This is a genomic window from Marinobacter sp., from assembly GCF_033722735.1.
Lineage (GTDB): Bacteria > Pseudomonadota > Gammaproteobacteria > Pseudomonadales > Oleiphilaceae > Marinobacter.
Genome location: NZ_JAWVYN010000011.1, coordinates 32,112 through 48,169 on the forward strand (window position 1 = coordinate 32,112; position 16,058 = coordinate 48,169).

Here is a 16,058-nt window from a genome sequence, read left to right on the forward strand (position 1 = left end):
ATGTAACATATTGAATTACGGTACATTTTACGTAATTTTAAGATCCCTTTCATGGGTCTGTTGGTCACGATGTGGCGTAGTCGTAATATTTTTTAACCCGGTTCGGCCATTCGTTGGCCGGACCGGGCTGGTATAGTAGACGCCCGGTCCGGCCCTGGGGCGAAACCCACCGGCGAAAGTCACCGTCTGGAGCGATACTGGTACCATGCGCCGTTTGCTATCAATGACCCTCCTTGTCTCGTTTTGCCTGGTGATGGGATTGGCCCGGGCGAGCGTGCCCGAGTCGAAGCCCAATCTGGCCTCGGTCAACGCTGCAGTGGCCTACGCCGACGATGGCGAATTGATCCTGGCCAAGAACGCCGACCGGGTTGTGCCCATTGCATCGGTGACCAAACTGATGACGGCACTGGTGGTGCTGGAAGCGGGCCAGCCCCTGGGGGAGTGGCTGGAATTCTACCCCCGTCACCTGCCGGCGGCGGCCAACGCCTACACGCGCATTCGCGAGGGCTCGGAGATGCGGCGTCGGGACATGCTGCGTATTGCCCTGATGTCCTCGGAAAACTTTGCCGCCTACACCCTGGCCCGCCACTATCCCGGTGGCTATGAGGCCTTCGTGGCAGCGATGAACGCCAAGGCCCGGGCCCTGGGCATGGACGACTCCCGCTTTGTCGACCCCACCGGGCTGTCCAGCGACAACCGCTCCACCGCCGCCGATTTGGTCAAGCTGGCCCTGGCGGTGGCCGAATACCCGCAAATTCGGGAATACTCCACCACCCGCTACTACACCGGCCGTTTTCGCCAGCCCCGTTACAGCCTGGCCTTTGGCAACACCAACGTGTTGGTACACCGCGACAGCTGGGGGGTGGCCCTGAGCAAAACCGGCTATCTGGATGAGGCGGGACGCTGTCTGGTGATGATGGCCGAGGTGGATGGCCGGCAGGTCATCAATGTACTGCTGGATTCATTCGGCTCCCGCTCGCCCGTCGGAGATGCCGGGCGAATCAAGCGCTGGCTGCAAACCGGAGCGCTCGGGCGGGTGGCCGGTGCCGCCAGGGCCTACGAACGTCGCAAGAATGCCCAGTACGCCGCAGCGGGTGACGCCCCCGCTGCACAGTAATCTCCCAGGACGGTTTCTTCATGATCCAGGTCTTCACCACCGGCGGTACCATCGACAAGCACTATTTCGATGCCAACAGCGAGTTCCGCATTGCCGAGAGCCTGGTGCCCGGAATGCTACAGGAAGCCGGTGTGGCGGAGGATTACCGGTTGGCCGAGCTGATGCGCAAGGACAGCCTGGACCTTGACGACAGTGACCGGGCCCGGATTCGTGACGCCATACAACGCTGCGGTGCCAGCCGCATTCTGTTGACCCATGGCACCGACACCATGACCGACACCGCCGAGGCACTGGCCGCGGTCTCGGGCAAGACCGTCGTGTTGGTGGGGGCCATGCAGCCGGCGCGCATGCGCTGCAGCGACGCCGAATTCAACCTGGGATTCGCCTGGGCGGCGGTCAAGCTGTTGCCGCCGGGGATCTACCTTGCCATGAATGGCAAGGTGTTTGAAGCCGGTCGGGTGCGCAAGAACCGGGCAGCCCAGCGATTCGAGTCCGCCTGAGCCTCAGGTTCCCCCAACACTGCCCACCTCTGCCTCGGTCAGCGGCCGGAACTCGCCGGGCGCCAGGGCCGGATCCAGCTGGATATCGCCAATACGGGTGCGGTGCAGGCCCACCACCCGGTTGCCCACCGCCGCCAGCATCCGTTTAACCTGATGGTAACGGCCCTCGACGAGGGTGAGCTCGATCGAGCGCGGTCCCAGCTGGATCACCTCGGCCGGGGCCGTGGGCTGGGGATCATTGCGTAGCTCGACGCCCTGTCGCAGCTGCTCCAGCGCGGTCGGGGCAATGGCGTCGGCCAGGGTGACACGGTAGGTTTTCGGGCACCGTCGCCGTGGTGAAGTGACCCGATGGGACCACTGGCCATCATTGGTCAGCAACAGCAGGCCGGTGGTGTCCAGATCCAGCCGCCCCACCAGGCGCAGGTCCGGTCGCAGCTCAGCTGGGATCAGGCTGAGCGCGCTGGGGTGCGGCTCGTCACCGGTGCTGCTCACCACCCCGACCGGCTTGTTCAGCATCAGATAGCGGGGTCCGGGTGGCGACAGGGGCTGACCATCCAGGCACACCGTCTGAGTGGGGGCGACCTGGCTGGCGGCCTGCCGGCAGGGGCTGCCGTCCACCGAGACCGCGCCCCGGCCGATGGCGCGTTTGGCGTCCTTGCGGGACAGTCCGCTCGCTTTGGCGACAAAGTGGTCCAGGCGCATGGTCAGGAGCAGTGATGATCCAGGGTGGGAGGCGCCAGCGCCGCCAGGCAGGGCTCGCCTTGTCGCCCCAGCAGCCGCTGCCAGAGGGCGTCGAGCAGGTGCGGCGGTACCGACGGCCTCGGCAACCGGTAGCTGGGGGTGGCCGCCCAGTCGCCGTCCTGCTGTTGGGCGAGGACGAAGGTGAACGGGTGGGCGCCGGGCAGGCCCAGGCGGATATCGGTGGCGGTGAGCTGGTCGCCCTGCTGTTGGACATCCAGAAACCCCCGCGTGAACCAGGCCAGTCGCTCCCCTTCGGGAAAGGCCATCAACCGGGCGGCGAGCCCGGAGGCTCTCGGGTAGTGTTGGACCTGGGGGGGCGCGTCGCCATCGAGAAAGCCGGTCACCAGCTCCAGTCGTTCATCGCCGTTGAGTACGGTGACGCGCCACAGCAGGGTGGACAGCGGCATGGGCTGGACCAGGCGTGGCGCCGACTCCGCCCCCAATTCCGCCAGTACCGGGGTCACCCGGGCGGTGACCAACTGCTGGGCCACCAGGCTCCAGCCCAGATAGCCGGTGGATACCACCAGGGCCATCACCAGCGGCCGTACCTGCCAGGGTCGCCACAGGGCGAAGGCCACCCCAAGCAGCAGGGGGAGGGTGTACAGCGGGTCAATGATGAATACGCTGGTGAGTGCCACCGGCGTACCAAACGGCCATAACAGCTGGGTGCCGTAGGTGGTGAAGGCATCGAGCAGGGGGTGGGTGAGCAGGATGGTGGCGCAGAACACCGTCCAGTGGCGGTAGCTCAACACCGGTCGCCAGCGGTGCAACAGCCAGGCCAGGAGTAGGCTTAACGGAGTCAGCACCAGCAGCGAATGGCTGAATCCCCGGTGTTGGGTAAAGTTGGCCACTGCCGTGCCGTAATCGATCACCACGTCCAGGTCCGGCAGCGTACCCAGCAGGGCGCCCCCCAGCAGGGCAGAGCGGCCCAGGGCATTGCCGGCGATGGCTCCGCCCAGGGTGGCACCGAGTGCGGCCTGGGTTACTGAGTCCATGTTTCCAGGCCCAACGCTTCGAACAGCGCCTGATCCGGGTAGCCGTCGGCGGTCAGCTCGTGCGCGCTCTGGAACTGGCGGATGGCACGGCGGGTGCCCGGGCCGAGGATGCCATCCGGCTCGCCGGCGTTATAGCCCCGCTCGTTGAGGGTCAGCTGCAGGCTCTTGATGGTGTCGCGGGACAATGCCGGTGCATCTTCCGGCGGCGGATTCTGCAAGCCGCCGGCCCCGGCGATCCGGTCCGCTAGGTGACCCACCGCAATGGCGTAGAACTCGGACCGGTTCCAGCCCATGATGACCTTGAAATTGTGGTAGGCCAGGAAGGCCGGCCCCTGGTGGCCGGCGGGCACGATCAGCGCGGCATCGATCGGCGCGTCGGCCAGGGGCTTGCCAAAGGCATCGGTCAGGCCGAGCTCGCGCCATTCCGACAACGGCCGTTTGCCGCCATCGGCGAGACCGTAGTCGAAGTCCGCTGGCAACAACACTTCCCGGCCCCAGCGGTAATCCGGGTTCCAGCCCATGGACTGGAGAAACTTGCCGGCGGACATCAACGCGTCGGGGAGGCTGTTCCACAGGTTGCGTCGGCCGTCACCGTCGGCATCCACCGCATGCTGCAGGAACACCGTGGGCATGAACTGAACGTGGCCCATGGCGCCGGCCCAGGAGCCCTCCATCTGGTCGGCGCTGATGGCGCCCTCGTCGATGATCTTCAGCGCCGCGATGAGCTGGTTGGTGAAGAAGCGGCTGCGGCGGGGGTCGCAGGCCAGGGTGGCGAGGGAACTGGGCACCGACATCTTGCCGAAGTAGCTGCCGAAGTTGGTTTCCAGGCCCCAGAAAGCCAGCAGGTAGGCCGGCGGGACGCCGGTTTCCCGGGTAACCCGTTGCAGCAAATCGTGATGTTGGCGCAGCAGCAGGCGGCCCTGGAGAATCCGGCGGGCATTGACCCGGCGGTTCAGGTAGTCGGCGAAGGTGGTGGTGAATTCCGGTTGCCGACGGTCCAGTTCGATGACCCGTTCCAGGTATTCCACCTGGGCCAAAACGGTATTGGCGACGTTCTCGGAGACGCCCTCGGCAATGGCCTTGTGCTCCAGATCGCTCACGCATTGCTGGAACTGCTCGGGGTTGGCGCCCTGGGCAAGCGGTGACGCCAGTATGGCAAGCACAGTGACAAAACGGTAAAGGGCGGCTTTGGGCTGCCGGAACTGGGAGCTGGACACAAATGACCTCAAAGCGAAGTGACTGAAATCAGTGCCTATGTTAACGCGTTTGCGGGCCCTTGAAACGGGGATTTCCTGGCCGAAAGTGACAATTCCTTCAGGGAGCCGGATCGTAACCGGATTCTGCGGTTTGTTGTGCGCTGGTAACTGTCGTGTCTCTCGACAGGGGATTGGATTATAGTTACCCGATGGCATTTCATACCATACTGAAGGTGGCTGGTGACGATTCGCCGGTTCGGGGCCGGGCCCCGGTCCTCATCTGATAAGGACTGTGATATGGCAGCATTAAAGGCGCTGGTGGTGGACGACGCCAGCTTTGTCCGGGACCTGGTGAAGCGGACGGTTCGCGAGCGTTTCCCGGTGATCGGGGTGAGTGAGGCGCCGAACGGGCGGCGAGCCCAGTTGCTGATGTCCCGCACGTCCTTCGATCTGGTTCTCTGTGACTGGGAGATGCCGGAAATGTCCGGCCTGGAGCTGCTGCAGTGGATGCGCCAGCAGGATCAATACCGTAAGACCCCCTTCATCATGATAACCAGCCGGGGGGACAAGGACCACGTCATTGAAGCGGTGAAGGAAGGCGTCTCCGAGTACCTGGGCAAGCCCTTCAGTCCCGAGGGCTTGAGCGGCAAGATCATCAAGGTATTGGGACATCGCCTGAAAGCGGCGATGGCCGGGGGCAATCACTCCATGACCGGGCCGGCGGATGCGTTCAAGGAATCCGCGGCTCTGCTGACCAGGAAGCGCGACCCGGGTGAGCGCGAGTCGCCGGCCAAGCCCGCCCCGCCATCTCCCCCCGCCGAGGGGCAGGCACCACCGGCGGCGCCGGCAGCCAGGCCCGGTTTGACCGTGGCGGCGGTGCGGTTTGCCGACCACACGTTGCGTTCAGTCATCAAGGACATCAATTTGACCGAGGTGAAGGTCATTGCCAAGCGGGATCAGGCGTTTCCGGGCATTCTGGACCAGGCGGTGGTGGACATCGAGGTGGCGGACGGCAAGATGGCTCGCCTGAATGGTTATGTCCACCAACTGCAGGCAGTGGACAAGCGTCAGGACACCGATTTCGTCAGTGTGGTGATCCGATTCGTGGACGAAGATCCCAGCAAGCTGGAAGACCTTTCCCGCTTTATCGCCCGGTTCCGTTCGCGAAACTAAACCGCCCGGTTGCGGCGTTCAGGTGGCCTGCTGGCGCTCTGGCGGCCGTTCGGCCAACCGTTCCCGGGGGAAATGGCAGATGAACTCGCTGCCCTCGCCGATCCGGCTCTTGATTTCCAGGGTGCCGTCGTGATTGAGCAGTACGTGCTTGACAATGGCCAGGCCGAGGCCGGTGCCACCGGTTTCCTTGTGGCGACTGGGGTCGGCCCGGTAGAAGCGTTCGGTCAGGCGGGGAATGTGGATCGGGTCGATGCCGATACCGGTATCCTTGACGGAAAGGTGGGCTCCATTGCGGTCGGTGTACCAGGCAACCTGGATGGCGCCCCCGGCCGGAGTGTACTTCACGGCATTGAAAATCAGGTTGGAGAAAGCGCTGCGAATCTGGCTCTCATCCCCCCGCAGCAACCGGCGTTCGCCGATCTCCAGGCTGATCTCGTGATGTTGATCGCCGCTGAGGGCCTTGGCGTCGTTGCAGATCTGGGTGATCAGGGTCTGCACGTCGGTCACGCTGTCCGCCATGGACTGCTCGCCGGTCTCGATCCTGGACAGCAGGATCAGGTCGGTGATCAGGGCCTCCATCCGGGAGGCCTGCTGGGCCATGGTGACGATGGCGCGGCGCCATCGGGGCGGCAGGTCGTCGGCGTTGTCCACCAGGGTTTCCAGATAGCCGCTGATGACCGTTAACGGCGTGCGCATCTCGTGGGAGACGTTGCCAACGAAGTCGCGGCGCATCTGCTCCAGCTGGAACAGGCGGGTGACGTCTTTGGCCACGATCAGCCGGTCATCGTCCCCGAACAGGCTGATCTGGATCTGCAGGTGAATGTGGGGTTTGGCCGGCGACGTGATTTCCAGCGGTTCGCGGTAATCGCGGGCGTCGAAATAGCTCTTGAAGGCCGGGGTGCGGATCAGGTTGTGGATCAGCTGGCCCCGGTCGGAATGGCGCTGGAAGCCCAGCAGGTATTCCGCCGAGCCGTTCCACCACTCCATCACACCGCGGGAATCAGTCATGATGACGCCATCGCGCATGGCGTTGGTGGACTCCTGCACCCGGTTGATCTGGGCTAACAGCCGATCGCGGGTCCGCAGGTGATTCTGGTTCAGCCGGTGCAGGCCATCGAAAATGTCGCCCCACATGCCCAGGCTTTCCGGCGCGCCGTCGCTGGCGCTGGGATTGGCCAGCCACTGGTACAGCTTGCGCGCCTGCGCCAGGGTCCAGGCCAGGTAAATCACCAGCCCCGCCAGCAGGCCCAGCAGGGGCTGGCCGAAGAACAATCCAATGCCGGTACTGGCAATCAGAAACCCGAAAATCAGGCGCAGATACCGCGACCAGTTATGCTGCATGAATATTCCGTTGTCAGGGGGGAGTCCTTGGTACTGCTGCCCCGTGTGCCATACCCCGTGATCGACTGCGGCGGCATGGCGCAGGGCCGATGCTGCCGTTAGGCCGCCCGGGTGGAAAACCGGTATCCGGTGCCCCGCACGGTCTGGATCAGATGATCGTACTTGTCTCCCAGGGCCTTGCGCAACCGCCGTATGTGTACATCCACGGTGCGTTCTTCCACGTACACGTTGCCGCCCCAGACCTGGTCCAGCAGCTGGGAACGGGTGTAGACCCGTTCCTGGTGGGTCATGAAGAACTGCAGCAGGCGGTACTCGGTCGGGCCCATGTTAAGGGCGCCTTCCTCGGTGGTGACCCGATGGCCCACCGGATCCAGGGTCAGGCCATCCACCTCGATCGGCGATTCCACCCCCGGTGGCGTGGCCCTGCGCAGCACCGCCTTCAGGCGCGCCACCAGTTCCCGCGGGGAGAAGGGTTTGGTGATGTAATCGTCCGCCCCCACCTCCAGGCCCTGGATCTTGTTGTCCTCTTCCACCTTGGCGGTGAGCATGATGATGGGGATTTCCGCGGTGGTTTCGTCCTTCTTGAGGCGCCGGGCCAGTTCCACCCCACTGGTGCCGGGCAGCATCCAGTCCAGCAGAATCAGGTCCGGCTGCTTGTCGACGATCAGGGCATGCGCTTCGCGGGCATCCGCTGCCTCCAGATAGTTGTAGTCTGCCATCTCGAGGGCCACGGCAATCATCTCGCGGATCGGGGCCTCGTCATCAACGATCAGGACGGTTTTTCCAGACATGAGCATCAACCTGTATCAATCGGAATATTGTTGCTGCCTCATTACAACCTCACAGTGTTACAAGTATATGACAGTTGCGGTGTCCGCTGGATAGGTTCGTCCCGATGACCGGTCTGTCAGAACAGGTGATCCAGCAACAGGCCGGTGAATACCGAAAACCCGGCCCAGTTGTTGTTGAGGAAAGCTCGGAAACAGCCGTCCCGCTCCCGCCCCCGGGCCAGCAACTGCTGGTAGCCGAACAGCACGGCCATGCCCGCCAGGCCGAGGTAAAACCAGGGGCCGAGGTCTGCCTGCAGGCCCACCATCGCCAGTATCAGCACAACCAGGGCCTGCAGCATCGCGATGATGGCGCGATCGGCATCGCCGAACAGAATTGCCGTCGACTTGACGCCGATCTTGAGGTCGTCATCCCGGTCGACCATGGCGTAGAGGGTGTCGTAGGCCACGGTCCACAGCACGTTGGCGGTGAACAACAGCCAGGCCAGTTGGGTGATCTCGCCGGACTCGGCCGCCCAGGCCATGGGAATCGCCCAGGAAAACGCCGCTCCCAGGAACAGCTGGGGCAGGTGGGTGTAGCGTTTCATGAACGGGTAGATAAACGCCAGCACGATGCCACCAAACGACAGGTACAGGGTCAGGGCATTGGTGAACAGCACCACCATCAGGAACGCGGTCAGGGAGAGGCCGGCAAACAGCGCCACCGCCTCCGCCGGCTTGATGCGTCCGGCGGCCAGCGGGCGGTCCTGGGTGCGCTTGACGTGGCCATCGACCTTGCGATCGGCGAAATCGTTGATGGCACAACCGGCGGCCCGCATCAGGAATACCCCGAGGGTGAAGATCACCAGGTTGGCCAGACTGGGAAAACCGTCGGCGGCCAGCCACAGCGCCCAGTAGGTCGGCCACAGCAACAGCAGGCTGCCAATGGGGCGGTCCAGCCGCAGCAGGCGGGCGTAGTCGCTCAGGCGGGTCTGCAGTTCGGGGGAAGCGAAAGCCGGGGGCATGACGACGGATCCTTTAATCGAGGTCGGCTGAGAGTTGCCCGATTATAGCCCGTCGGCGCCGGCGAATTTAAGGGGTGACTCCCTGTTCCAGCAGGGCGGGCAGGAAATATTCCCCCACCAGTAACCCGCCGCCGTTGCGGGTCGCAAAGCGGGAACGCCGGGCCAGCATTGGCAGGCCGGCACGGCGGCACTGGCAGCGCCCGACTTCCAGTGGTCCCCTCTGCCAGCGGGGGTCGCTGAACAGAAAGGCGCCCAACGGCTTGCGGCCCAGGTGGCGCAGGCGTCGGCCGGCGCCCTCGAGGGTGCTGCGGGGAATCACCGTGCGGGCAAGTACCCAGGGCACGCCATCGCCGCACAGCCGCACTTCACGGATCCAGGCCACCTGCCGTAGCGGGATGCCCAGGGTGCGGGCTTCCTCCAGGGTCGGGCGGGCGAAGCCCTCCTGGCTGATCTCGACGTGGAACCGGTGGCGGCAACGCAATTGCAAGGCCCGGGTCAGCGAGCCTTCCAGTTGCAGCCAATAGCGGGCCGCCGGACTGGTGTCGTGAGCGCTCAGGCCCGCCGCCACCCGCGAGCGATACCAGGCGGTGGGGGGGATGCAGGGCGGACTCACCGTCGTGGCGACGTCAAAGTCCCTTAACGGCATAGATCCCCGGAGCGTTGCGCCAGTAGCCTTTGTAGTCCATGCCGAAGCCGAACAGGAAGCGGTCTTCCACCTCCAGTCCGGTGAAATCCGCCTTCAGGCCGGGGCGGGCCTTGCGGTCGTGCTGTTTGTCCACCAGCACCGCGGTCAGCACCTCGGCCGCGCCATGGGCCTGGCAGAAGTCGGCGATGGCATCGAGGGTGGTCCCTTCGTCGAGGATGTCGTCGACTATCAGCACCGTCCGGTCCTTCAGTTCCTGTTCCGGCCGCAGCTTCCACTCCAGGATGCCGCCGGTGGTCTCCTGGCGGTAGCGGGTGGCGTGCAGGTATTCCGCCTGGACCGGAAAGGGCAGGCGGGGCAGGAGTTGTCCGGTCAGGATCAGGCCGCCGTTCATCACACAGAACAGCAGCGGATTGCGGTCCTTCAGGCGGGCAGTGATGGCGTTGGCCATGCGGTCGATGGCGGCATGCACCTGCGGCTCCGGGACCAGGCAATCCGCCTCGGCGAGCACCTGGTTCATTTCGGCGACGGTATCGGTCATAGTGGTCGGATCCTGTCGTAAAACGCCGCATTATACCGAAGCCCGTGCCGGTAAGGGAGCCTTGTCAGGGCCAGCGAAGCGCTGTCGGCCATGGGTAGATGTCGCTATTGGCAGAAACAACGACCAATGGCCGTCCGCTTTGGCATTGGTGTACGGGTGTTCGCTCGGTATGATGGGCGGCCAACGATGACATTGCGCCTTTCCGGGTTTTGGCCTTCGGCCGTGTCGTGTATGATTGTCCGACAAAAATGGCGCACCGAATAACAACGGAGGAACAGCATGAAAAAGTGGCAGTGTGTGGTGTGTGGCTGGATCTATGACGAAGCCCAAGGCTGGCCGGAAGACGGTATCGAGCCGGGCACCAAGTGGGAAGACGTGCCCGAAGACTGGGTTTGTCCGGACTGTGGTGTCGGTAAAGAAGATTTTGAAATGATTGAAATCGGTTAAGCCGGTTTGACAGGAGAGCAGTGAATGAGTGCAGCAGCCCCCATCGTAATTGTAGGTACCGGCCTGTCCGGTTTTTCCCTGGCGCGGGAAATGCGCAAGCAAGACAAGGACATCCCGATCCTGATGGTGACCGCGGACGACGGCTACAGCTATTCCAAGCCGATGCTCTCCACCGGCTTTACCAAGGGGAAGGAGGCGGACGAGCTGGCCCAGGCCACGGCCGCGGCCATGGTCGAGCAGCTCAATATTGATCTGCGTGCCCACACTACGGTCACCGGAATCGACACCGAGGCCCACGAACTGCTGATCGGCGACGAACGGCTGGCTTACTCCAAGCTGGTGCTGGCCTGGGGGGCGGATGTGATTCGCCTGTCCATCGATGGGGATGGTCAGGAGTACGTCTACTCCATCAACGACCTGATGGACTATCGGGCCTTCCGCAAGGCGGTGGCCGGCAAGCAGAAGGTGGCCATCATGGGCGCCGGCCTGATCGGCTGTGAGTTCGCCAACGATCTTCGCAACGGTGGCATCGAGGTGGATGTCATCGCGCCTTGTGAAACGGTGATGCCGGGGCTGCTGCCTCCGGAAGCGGGTGACGCGGTGGTTGACGCCCTCAAGGCCGAAGGTGTCCGCTTTCACCTGGAAACCGTGGTGGAGCGCATCGACAAGGACGGGGACGGCGTTCGGCTGACCCTTGCCAATGGCGACATCGTCAATGCGGACCTGGTGCTGTCGGCGATCGGCCTGCGCCCCCGTATCGGCCTGGCGGCGAACGCCGGCCTGGAGACCGGTCGCGGCATCCAGGTGAACCGTGCCCTGGAGACCTCGGCGCCGGATGTCTACGCCCTGGGCGATTGCGCCGAGGTGGACGGGCACGTGTTGCTCTACGTGCTGCCGCTGATGGCCTGTGCCCGGGCCCTGGCCAAGACCCTGCTGGGCGAGCGGACCGAGGTGGCCTACGGCACCATGCCGGTGATGGTGAAAACCCCCTGTTGCCCGACTGCGGTGTGTCCTCCGCCCGCGTCGGCCGAAGGCGACTGGGAGATTGAGCGCAACGGCAACAACGTGCGTGCCCTGTTCAAGGGGGCGGACGGCCAGGTGCTCGGCTTCGCGGTGACCGGCGACTACGCCCTGGAGAAGCAGACCCTGGCGAAGGAAGTGCCGCCGATTCACGACTGAGGCGGGGGCCAGAGGTCTGGCCGGCACCGGCAAAGGGCAGCGTGGTTCAGCCGCGCTGCCCTTTTTTGTTTGCGCCGGCGGTTGTCTTGCGGTAGAACCATTTACTTAGTGAGCTAAGGAGCCTCCGGTCTCGTCGGTCAGGGCCGGGTGATCTCCGCGAAGTGAGAAGAGGAGTCGGCATGCTGGAAGTCACCAGAAAACTGGTAGAGTTGCTCGATCTGTCGCCCACCGGTGACGATCATTTTCAGGGTGATAGCGAAGACCTCGGTTTTCGCAACGTGTTTGGTGGTCAGGTACTGGGCCAGGCCCTGATGGCCGCCAGCCGCACCGTTGAGGATCGCCTGCCCCATTCCCTCCACGCCTATTTTTTGCGTCCCGGCAATCACAGCCTGCCCATTGACTACGAAGTTCAGCGAGTGCGTGATGGCGGCAGTTTCTCGGTGCGCCGGGTGATCGCCCGCCAGGACGGCAAGGAAATCCTCACCGGGTCGATGTCGTTCCAGGGCGAGGAGCCAGGCTTTGATCACCAGGCCGAGATGCCGGCCGCCACCGGGCCGGAGGGGTTGATGTCGGAGTCGGACTACGTGGAAAAGCTGCTGCCGAAGATCCCCGAGGCGATGCGGGCCAAGCTGGCCCGGGACCGCCCGGTGGAGATTCGCCCCATCGACCCGGTCAACCCGCTCAAACCGGAGCCCAAGCCCCCGGTCAAGCAGAGCTGGTTGCGGGTGCAGGGCGAGCTGCCGGACGACCCGATCCTGCACCGCTGTCTGCTGGCCTACGCCTCGGATTTTTCCTTCCTGGCCACGTCACTCAATCCTCACGGGGTCACTTTCATGAGCCCGAAGATGCAGGTCGCCAGCCTGGACCACGCCATGTGGTTCCACCGGGATATCCGCATGGACGACTGGCTGCTGTATGACAAGGACAGCCCCAGCGCCTCCAGTGGACGCGGTTTCAATCGCGGCAATTTCTTCAATCGGCAGGGAGTGCTGGTGGCCTCCACCACCCAGGAAGCGCTGATCCGTCGGAAGAGCTAAGGAACCTCTGAGTAACTCCTGAATCGTCTCTGCGTGCTCTGAAGGCTGTAGCCCAAGCGGTTCGGCGCTCCGACGCGGCTCGCCGCCAATGGTCTGGGCCGCACGCGGATAGTCCTTGGCAAGGGCCGCGTCGTCACCCAATCTTGCGGGCCCCGTCGGCGGCCCGTCCATCCAGCCAGGTGAGCAACTCCCCCAGCGGCAGGGGGCGGGTGAGCAGGAACCCCTGGATCATGTCGCAGCCCATCTCGGCCAGCAGCGCCTGCGTCTGCTGGTCCTCCACGCCCTCGGCCACCACCTGGTAACCCAGGCTGTGACACATGTTGATGGTGGTCTGGACAATCACCCGATCCTCGCTCTGGGTGGGCAGGTCGCTGACCAGCGAGCGGTCGATCTTGATCTCCCCGGCCGGCAGCTGCTTGATGTAGGACAACGACGAGTAGCCCGAGCCAAAATCATCAATCGACAGTGGGATCCCGGTGGCATTCAGTGACTGCAGGGCCCGCAGGGAGTTGACCGGGTCCAGCATCATCGAGGTCTCGGTCACCTCCAGGGTGATGTGGCCGCGGTGCTGGGGCTGGCTGGCCATCAGGCGCTGGACGTAGAGAGGGAAGTCCGGTTCTCGCAGGTTGTTGGGAGAGATGTTCACCGAGACACCGATCCGGTGGCCGTGTTCCAGCAACTGTCCGCGCACCGTGATGGCCTGCTCCAGCACCCAGCGGGTCAGTGGTTTGATCAGTCCGGTCTGCTCGGCGATCGCCACCAGCTGGTCGGTGGGCACCGGTGATTTGCGTCCCGGCCAGCGAATCAGGGCCTCGGCGCCGACAACGGTATTGTCGTGCAGGCGGAGCTTGGGCTGCAGGTACAATGCCAGCGCCTTGTCCTGCAGCGCCTGACGAAACTCCGACACCAGCGTGAGCCGGTCGGCGCTGTAGGAATCCCGGGTGGGCTGGTAGTAGGCCAGCCCCCGGTCCCGTGCCTCGTCGGACTCCTGGGCGATATAGGCGCGCCGGATCAGCGAGTTGGTGTCCTGGGCGTGCTCGGGGTAGATGGCGACGCCGGTCTGGGGGTCCAGCGGCAGTTGCATGCCCAGGTAATCGATGGGTTCCCTGAACTGTTCCAGGCCGAGCACGATGTTGCGGGGTGTCTGGCCAATCACGTCGGCGTCGATCAGGAAGCCGAAGGTCGCGGATTCGAGCGAGGCCAGGTGAAACGCCCGCCGGTCCGTCTGCTCGATGGGGTAAACCCCGGGCAGCTCGCTGACGATGCTGTTGAACCGGCGTGCCGACAACTCCAGCAGTCGGTCGGTGTTGCGGTGTCCCAGGGTCTTGGTGATGGCCTGAAGGTTGGTGAGGTAGATGATGCCCACGGCGAGACGCTGCTTGGGGTGCCGGTTGATCAGGTCGTTGATCGCCATCTCGAAGCTGGTGCGATTGGGCAGGCCGGTTAGGGGGTTATGCAGGGCCTGCTCCATCATGCGCAGTTCGGCCTTGCGCCGGGCGGCCATGGCGTTGACTTCCGCCTCCCGGGCCGACACCTTGCCTTCCCGTTCCTGGTAGAGCCGGGCCGCCAGCGCAATGGTCAGCAGGATGGCTTCCAGGGCCGAGCCAATCTGCATGCCATAGGCGGTCACGAAGCTGTTGGGGATCAGCCCATACTTGTTGGCGGCGGTGATGATGCTGCCCAGGGTCAGCAGACCCCAGGCAATGGTGTAAAAACCGGCCAGGGAGCTGCCCCGGGCCCAGAGCAGGGGGCCGATGATGGTCAGCAGCAAGAAGCTGGGAATGGCCAGGGCCACCGATAGCCGGATCGAGGCATTGTAGTCCAGCAGGAATACGCCGGCTATTGCGGCTAGGTTACAAAAAATGCTGATGCGCACCATCAGGTCGAGGCGGCTGGCGTAGCGGGGCAAACGCAGGAACGAGCGGGCGAACAGCAGACTGAACAGCACCGCTGCCGGCACCGCTATCAGCACGGCCGTGTTTTGCAGCCAGGGAGTGTCCGGCCACAGCAGTTGGAAGGTGACCCCTCGCAACGACGCCATCAGGAACAGGTAACCGAAGGTGGACAGCACGTACAGGAAGTAGGTGACTTCCCGCAGCGCCAGAAAAATAAACAGGTTGAAGAAGATCACCGTGATCAGCACACCGTAGTACAGGCTGTGCAGTTGATCCTCGAGGGCGATGTGGTCGAACAAGGCGCTTTGGCCCCAAATCCGCAGTGGTACCTGGAGTGCACCGTTGGTCTGAACCCGGAGAAAGATCTCCGCATCGCTGTCGGCACTGAGTTCGTACGGGATCAAGAACGTCGGGTGTTGCAGGGGACGCTGGGCAAAGGGGATGTGGTCCCCGATCACCTCGGTGTGTCGGAGCTGGTCGTTTTCCACCAGGTAAAAGGTGACGTAGTCGAGTTGCGGGTAGCTGATGTCGAGGAGCTGGCTGTCAGGGGTCGCCGGCGGGGTCATGCGGAACCAGTATTCTTCGGTCTGGTAGCCAAAATTCGGGGTCCGCTCCTCCAGCGGCTGCCAGTCCGTGCGGGTGCGGGCCTGGTCCAGGGTGAGCTGAGTGCCGGGCGCAGCTTTCAGGTAGGCGATGTCCGGCTGAACCCAGCCCGGCCCCTGGACTTCATCGCCATAGGCCGCGGAAGCCAGGGTGAGGAGTACGCCCACCAGGGCACACAATAGAGCAAGTTGACGCACGGCAATCCGGTCTTGTTGTGGTTGTTGTCTTGCTATCGGGGGAGCGAGGTGTCTCTCCCCGTTGCGTGCGTTTCTGTCGCACGGTAATTGAAGGAGTGAATAAAGGCTCCTTACTTTCCTGGCGCCAGTATGGCGTGTGCGGATACCGCACTCAAGACTAAAGTACGGTTGACTGAGAGAAACGCGACGGAGTCTTACAAAATAGCCGTTAAAGCTGGTCCAGCCATTGTCGAACCCAGGGCAGCGCCTCCGCCTCGGGCTCGGTGGTTTCCAGGGCATCGATCTTCAGGGTGTCCCCCACCTTTTGTGCCGCTGTCTCATAAAACGCCTCTTCCATCAGTTCGCCGGCGCCGCAGAAGGTGTCGCCGTAGGAACTGTCGCCCAGCACCAGCACGCCAAACTTGCGGCCCGGCTGCTGGGGCAGTTGCTCGCGAAGGGCGAGGTAGAACGGAAGCAGGTTGGGGGGGATTTCCCCCTGTCCGGTGGTGGAGGTGCAGATCAACACCGGACAGGTATCGGCCACCAGGTCCGCCAGGGTGGGGTTGTCCAGCACGGTGATCTGGTGCCCTTCCGCTTCCAGGGCCTGCTTGATGGCTCGGGCGGTCATCAGTGCTCCGCCATACACGCTGCCGACGATAATCTGGATCGAAGCCATGGGGTC

Annotated in this window: 16 protein-coding genes; 6 read left to right on the forward strand and 10 right to left on the reverse strand. The window is 63.8% G+C overall.

The annotated features are described in order from the left end of the window. Positions 1-223 precede the first annotated feature (223 nt). Positions 224-1,117 carry a D-alanyl-D-alanine endopeptidase gene (gene pbpG, locus R3175_RS09865; protein WP_318944103.1) on the forward strand — a complete coding sequence of 298 codons (894 nt, stop codon included), beginning with the start codon at positions 224-226 and terminating at the stop codon, positions 1,115-1,117. A 20-nt stretch (positions 1,118-1,137) separates the two neighbouring features. Next, positions 1,138-1,617 (forward strand): asparaginase domain-containing protein, encoded by a 480-nt coding sequence (locus tag R3175_RS09870; protein WP_318944104.1) that lies wholly within the window; start codon positions 1,138-1,140, stop codon positions 1,615-1,617. Positions 1,618-1,620: 3 nt separating this feature from the next. On the opposite strand, the gene R3175_RS09875 is transcribed toward R3175_RS09870, so the two are convergent. From R3175_RS09875 to R3175_RS09885, 3 genes are read right to left on the reverse strand one after another with little or no spacing between them, the layout of a single operon-like run. Next, entirely contained in the window at positions 1,621-2,319 is a 699-nt protein-coding gene (locus R3175_RS09875; RefSeq protein WP_318944105.1) for a pseudouridine synthase, read from the reverse strand. 2 nt (positions 2,320-2,321) lie between these two features. Then, entirely contained in the window at positions 2,322-3,353 is a 1,032-nt protein-coding gene (locus R3175_RS09880; protein WP_318944106.1) for a metal-dependent hydrolase, read from the reverse strand. After that, positions 3,341-4,570, reverse strand: coding sequence for a lytic murein transglycosylase (locus R3175_RS09885; protein WP_413231754.1), 1,230 nt, complete (start codon positions 4,568-4,570; stop codon positions 3,341-3,343). The genes R3175_RS09880 and R3175_RS09885 overlap by 13 nt, the downstream gene beginning before the upstream one ends. 276 nt (positions 4,571-4,846) lie before the next feature. Between R3175_RS09885 and R3175_RS09890 the strand changes: the two genes are divergently transcribed. Further along, positions 4,847-5,722, forward strand: coding sequence for a response regulator (locus R3175_RS09890; protein WP_318944107.1), 876 nt, complete (start codon positions 4,847-4,849; stop codon positions 5,720-5,722). Positions 5,723-5,740: 18 nt separating this feature from the next. Here R3175_RS09890 and phoR read toward each other — a convergent pair whose 3' ends face one another. From phoR to R3175_RS09915, 5 genes are all read right to left on the reverse strand, one after another. Further along, positions 5,741-7,063, reverse strand: a complete 1,323-nt coding sequence (gene phoR / locus R3175_RS09895) for a phosphate regulon sensor histidine kinase PhoR (protein ID WP_318944108.1) — start codon at positions 7,061-7,063, stop codon at positions 5,741-5,743. Between the two features lie 98 nt (positions 7,064-7,161). Beyond that, positions 7,162-7,854, reverse strand: a complete 693-nt coding sequence (gene phoB / locus R3175_RS09900) for a phosphate regulon transcriptional regulator PhoB (RefSeq protein ID WP_318944109.1) — start codon at positions 7,852-7,854, stop codon at positions 7,162-7,164. Positions 7,855-7,970: 116 nt separating this feature from the next. Further along, positions 7,971-8,855 (reverse strand): 4-hydroxybenzoate octaprenyltransferase, encoded by an 885-nt coding sequence (ubiA, locus tag R3175_RS09905; protein WP_318944110.1) that lies wholly within the window; start codon positions 8,853-8,855, stop codon positions 7,971-7,973. 67 nt (positions 8,856-8,922) lie between these two features. Further along, on the reverse strand, positions 8,923-9,501 hold the full coding sequence (locus R3175_RS09910; protein WP_318944111.1) for a chorismate--pyruvate lyase family protein: 579 nt from the start codon (positions 9,499-9,501) through the stop codon (positions 8,923-8,925). Further along, positions 9,482-10,039: a hypoxanthine-guanine phosphoribosyltransferase gene (locus tag R3175_RS09915; protein ID WP_318944112.1), complete on the reverse strand. Its 558-nt coding sequence runs from the start codon at positions 10,037-10,039 to the stop codon at positions 9,482-9,484. The genes R3175_RS09910 and R3175_RS09915 overlap by 20 nt, the downstream gene beginning before the upstream one ends. Before the next feature lie 279 nt (positions 10,040-10,318). Between R3175_RS09915 and rd the strand changes: the two genes are divergently transcribed. The 3 genes from rd to R3175_RS09930 all read left to right on the forward strand — a co-directional run bounded on the left by rd (position 10,319) and on the right by R3175_RS09930 (position 12,702). Continuing rightward, entirely contained in the window at positions 10,319-10,486 is a 168-nt protein-coding gene (rd, locus tag R3175_RS09920; RefSeq protein ID WP_271979009.1) for a rubredoxin, read from the forward strand. A 24-nt stretch (positions 10,487-10,510) separates the two neighbouring features. Further along, positions 10,511-11,665 carry an NAD(P)/FAD-dependent oxidoreductase gene (locus R3175_RS09925; RefSeq protein ID WP_318944113.1) on the forward strand — a complete coding sequence of 385 codons (1,155 nt, stop codon included), beginning with the start codon at positions 10,511-10,513 and terminating at the stop codon, positions 11,663-11,665. 179 nt (positions 11,666-11,844) lie between these two features. Then, positions 11,845-12,702, forward strand: coding sequence for an acyl-CoA thioesterase II (locus tag R3175_RS09930; protein ID WP_318944114.1), 858 nt, complete (start codon positions 11,845-11,847; stop codon positions 12,700-12,702). Positions 12,703-12,835: 133 nt separating this feature from the next. On the opposite strand, the gene R3175_RS09935 is transcribed toward R3175_RS09930, so the two are convergent. Together R3175_RS09935 and R3175_RS09940 are read right to left on the reverse strand one after the other, a co-directional pair. Beyond that, positions 12,836-15,397: an EAL domain-containing protein gene (locus R3175_RS09935; protein WP_318944115.1), complete on the reverse strand. Its 2,562-nt coding sequence runs from the start codon at positions 15,395-15,397 to the stop codon at positions 12,836-12,838. A 208-nt stretch (positions 15,398-15,605) separates the two neighbouring features. Continuing rightward, entirely contained in the window at positions 15,606-16,052 is a 447-nt protein-coding gene (locus tag R3175_RS09940) for a flavodoxin (protein WP_318944116.1), read from the reverse strand. Between the last annotated feature and the right edge of the window lie 6 nt (positions 16,053-16,058).